Source organism: Pseudomonas sp., assembly GCF_037994325.1.
Classification (GTDB): domain Bacteria; phylum Pseudomonadota; class Gammaproteobacteria; order Pseudomonadales; family Pseudomonadaceae; genus Aquipseudomonas.
This window is the reverse complement of the sequence record NZ_JBBNAH010000175.1, coordinates 1-4,957: the sequence shown is the minus strand read 5'-3', so window position 1 is coordinate 4,957 and position 4,957 is coordinate 1. Positions and strand designations below refer to the sequence as shown.

General features: G+C 62.0%; 1 protein-coding gene. It reads left to right on the top strand.

Going from position 1 to position 4,957, the window contains the following annotated elements:
• A partial coding sequence (locus tag AAAB16_RS05970) for a tandem-95 repeat protein (protein ID WP_340662516.1) occupies window positions 1-4,897 on the top strand: 4,897 nt, incomplete at its 5' end.
• Between the last annotated feature and the right edge of the window lie 60 nt (window positions 4,898-4,957).

Sequence of the window (4,957 nt, the reverse complement as noted above, 5' to 3'; positions counted from 1 at the left end):
CAGCACCACCTGGAGCCTGGACAGCACCAGCGGCACCTACGGCACCATCGCGATTACCGCAGCCGGCGTGTGGACCTACACCCTCAACAACAGCGCCGCCGCCACCCAGGCCTTGGCCGAAGGCCAGAGCCGTACGGAAACCTTCACCGCGACCGTTACCGACAACAACGGCGGTACGGCTACGCAGGTCATCACCGTTAACGTCACCGGCACCAACGACGTGCCGACTGTGGCAGCGGCATTGACCGCTACTGCGGCGGAAGACAGCGCCAGCTTTAACGTCAACCTGCTCTCCGGCGCCAGCGATGTAGATACCGGCGCAGTATTGAGTGTGGCCAACGTCAGCACCCTGCCAGCCGGCGTTACGCGCACCGGTAGCACCCTGACCGTGAATCCGGCCGATGCCAGCTTCCAGTCGCTGAATGTGGGCGAAAGCAAGGTCATCACCGTGAGCTACAACGTGGTCGACGACAAAGGCGCGGTGGTCGCACAAACCGCCACCATCACCATTACCGGCACCAACGATGCGCCGACTGTAAGCGGTGCAGTGGTTGCCGCCGCAGCCGAAGACAGTGCCAGCTTTAACGTCAACTTGCTGAGCGGCGCTAGCGATGTCGACCACGGCGCGGTGCTGAACGTCACCGACGTCGGCACTCTGCCAGCGGGCGTTACCCGTACCGGCAACACCCTGACGGTGAACCCGGCCGATGCCAGCTTCCAGTCGTTGAATGTGGGCGAAAGCAAAGTCCTGACCATCACCTACAACGTGATTGACGACAACGGCGCCAAGGTTGCCCAGACCGCCACCATCACCATTACTGGCACCAACGATGTGCCGACGGTAAGTGGTGCAGTGGTTGCCACCGCCGCCGAAGACAGCGCCAGCTTTAACGTCAACCTGTTGAGCGGCGCCAGCGACGTCGACCACGGCGCGGTGCTGAACGTCACCGACGTCGGCACCTTGCCAGCGGGCGTTACCCGTACCGGCAACACCCTGACCGTGAACCCGGCCGATGCCAGCTTCCAGTCCCTGGCGGTAGGCGAAAGCAAAGTGCTCACCGTCACTTACAACGTGGTCGATGACAACGGCGCCAAGGTTGCCCAGACCGCCACCATCACCATTACCGGCACCAACGATGCACCGGTGGTGACCTCTTCCGCAGCGGCCGCCACTGGCACTGTGGTTGAAGCCGGCAACACCGATGCAGGCGTGGTCACCAACGGCACGCCAACGGCTACCGGCACCCTGACCGCCAGCGATGTCGACCACAACGCCAGCACCACCTGGAGCGTAAGCAACACCACGGGCACCTATGGCACCCTGGCGATTACCCCGGCAGGCGTATGGACCTACACCCTGAACAACAGCACCGCCGCTACTCAGGCGCTGGCTGAAGGGCAGACCGGCAAGGAAACCTTTACCGCCATCGTCACCGACAACAATGGCGCGACGGCAACCCAAACCATCACCGTGAACGTTACTGGCACCAACGACGCTCCTGCCGGCACCAACGCGACCATCGCGATGACCGAAGACGTCGGCCGCGCCTTTACCGCCAGCGATTTCGGCTTCACCGACGTCGATAGCGGCGACAGCTTCAAAGCCGTGCGTATCGACACCTTGCCTGGCAGCGGCAGCCTCACCCTCAACGGTGTGGCAGTAACCGCCGGCACCGTGGTCAGCGCCGCCAACTTTGCCAACCTGGTTTACACCCCGGCAGCCAACGCCAATGGCAACGCCTTGGCCACCCTGACCTTCTCGGTGCAAGACAGCAAAGACGGTTTCGACCCAAGCCCGAATACCCTGACCTTTAACGTTGCCGCCGTGAACGACGCGCCGGTGGCCGTTGCCGACCATTACAGCCTGGGCCTCACCGGCCAGTACTTCGGTTATGCCCAAGGCAGCGGCGCCAACCTGGAAACAATTTCCCAGGTTGAAAGCCTGATCGCCGGCAAAACACCCAACGCCACCTTTATCGCCACCAGCCTCAACTACGGTTCAGGCACCACGACTGTCAGCAGCGACCTGGGCGCCGGCACCAACCTGCAAACGTTCCTGGGCAGCGACAAGGCGAGCCTGTCTACCGACCCGATCACCACCTCTGACGCGATCATCAAGCTCAGCGGGCAGGTCAGTCTGGCAGCCGGCACCTACACGTTCCGGATCACCTCGGACGACGGTTTTATCCTGCGCATCGACGGCCAGGACGTGATCAAGTTCGACGGCAACCGCAGTGCAGCTGCCACCACTGGCAACTACACGATTGCCACCTCTGGCGCCCACCAGATCGAAATCATCTACTGGGACCAAGGCGGCAACGCCGTGTTGAAAGTGGAAACCAAGGTGGCCGGCGCTGCCGACAGCACCTACACCGTGCTTGGCGCCAGCGGCAACACCAGCTCCCTGGTAACCGCCGAAGACACCGCGCTGACGATCAAGGCCAGCACCCTGCTGGGCAATGACAGCGACGTGGATGGCGACACCCTCACGCTCACCAGCGTGCAGAACCCAACCCACGGCACCGTGGCCCTGGCTAACGGCGTAATCACCTTTACCCCGGATGCCAACTACAACGGCGAAGCCACCTTCCAATACACCATCAGCGATGGCAAAGGCGGCACCGCCAGCGCCACCGTGACGCTTAACGTAACGCCGGTAAACGACGCGCCAACCGCCGCTAACCAAAGCGTGACAACCAACGAAGACGTGGCACTGCAAGGCACCATCGTTGGCGCTGACATCGACAACGATGCGCTGACCTATAGCCTTGCCACTGGCCCAGCCCACGGCACTCTGACGCTCAATGCGACAACAGGCGCCTACACCTACACGCCGGCTGCCAACTACAACGGCAGCGATAGCTTTGTGGTGAAAGTGGCCGACCCAAGCGGTGCGTTTGTAAACAGCACCGTGACCGTCGGCGTTACGCCGGTGGCCGATATCGTTGCCGATACCGGGGTGACCAACGAAGACACCGCCGTGACCCTCAAGGTACTGGCTAACGACAGCTTCGGCAGCACCGGTGGCGTCAGCAACGGCACCATTACCGCCATCAACGGCACCACCATCGCCAACAATGGCTCGGTAACTGTCGACCACGGTACGGTGAAACTGGTCAATGGCGAGCTGCTGTTCACCCCAGCCGCCAACTACCACGGTCAGTCGAACTTCACCTACACCGTGACCGCAGGCGGCGTGACCGAAACAGCCGGCGTCAAGCTGATGATCAACTCGGTCAGCGATGCCGCAAGCCCAACCGTCACCGTAACGCCGAAGGGTTACTGGACCTTCGACTCGGCTACCAGCGGCACCGTTACCAATGCCAGCAACACCACGCAGACCGGCACCCTGGCTGACGATAACAACACCGGTGGCTCGGCCATTCCAACCCTGAGTTCGGGTACCGGCACCGGTACCCGTGCAGACGGCGCCGGCAAATACCTGCAGCTCAACAGCGGCAACGATATTGGTGACCATGTGGATGTCTCCACGGCGATCACCGATGCCTTGATGGGCACCGCTACCCTGACCTTCTGGCTCAACACCACGCAAACCGGCAACGGCACCACCACCTCCTGGAACAACCCGAGCATCATCGGCAGCGAACAGGTGAGCGGTGGTAATGACATCCAGTGGGGTGCAATCACCTCCGCCGGCACGATCGGCTTTGGTCTGGGTAACGTGAACGGGGTGTACAGCACCACCGCGATCAACGATGGCCTTTGGCACAACATCGCTATCAGCCGTGACGCCGGCACTGGCCTGGTCAACGTGTATGTCGACGGCAAGCTGGAAGCCACTGGCAGCCCCGCCGATGCGGCCTTCACCGGCACCCTGAACAAGTTGTTGGAAATTGGCGCCACCAACCAATTCAACGGCAACGGCGACGTTACCGACACCAACTACTTCAAGGGCGCGCTGGACGACCTGCGCATCTACAGCGGTGTGCTGACCGCCGACCAGATTGCGGCCATCAAGCATGTCGAAAGCGGCTACGAAAACACTGCGATTGCCAACGCCCATACCGCCGCGCAAAACACCCTGGCCTTTAGCGTTGCCGACACCGCCAGCGTACTGAAAGTCAGCGGCTTGGAAGCGGGCATGACCATCAGCGACAACAACGGCCACACCGCCACCTCAACCGGCGTGGATTCGTTGATCGACCTGAGCGATTGGAGCGTGGCCAACCTGACCCTGAGCAACACCGGCACCAGCTCGGCGACGCTGATTTTCGCCGGTAGCAACAGCACCAACGTCAGCGTGACCGACAGCACCGGCACCAGCACCAGCGTCGACACCAGCACCACCTACCAGGCGCTGACGCTGGCCAACGGCACCTCGATTCTGGCCACCACCACCGACAGCAACCACAGCCTGACCGGCTCTTCGGCTGCTGACCTGCTGCGTGGCAACAGCGGTGACGACATCCTTGATGGCGGTGCCGGTAACGACCGTCTCGAAGGTGGCGCCGGCAATGACACGCTCTACGGCGGTGCCGGTAACGACATCCTGATTGGCGGCGACGGTAACGACCTGCTCTACGGCGGCAGCGGCAACAACATCCTCACCGGGGGCGCGGGTGCCGATACCTTCACCTGGCAGGCCGGTGATGTGGGCAAATCCACCATCACCGACTTCAACGCCGTTGAGGGCGATCGCATCAACCTCAACGACCTGCTGCCGGATGTGACCGACGCCAATATCCTCAGCTACCTGAAAGTCGACACCAGCACCTCGACCATTCAGATCAGCACCAGCGGCCATATCGACCAAGGCGCGGACGTCAGCATCACCCTGCAAGGGGTTGACCTGACCACCTACGGCTCGTCGTCGGCGGACATCATCAAGTCCTTGGTAGCCGGTACCGATCCAGTGGTGAAAACCGACCACCATTAATTTAGGGCGGGACCAAACGGCGCGTCTCCAGCAGTTCGGAGTTCGCGCCGTTTTTTTGCC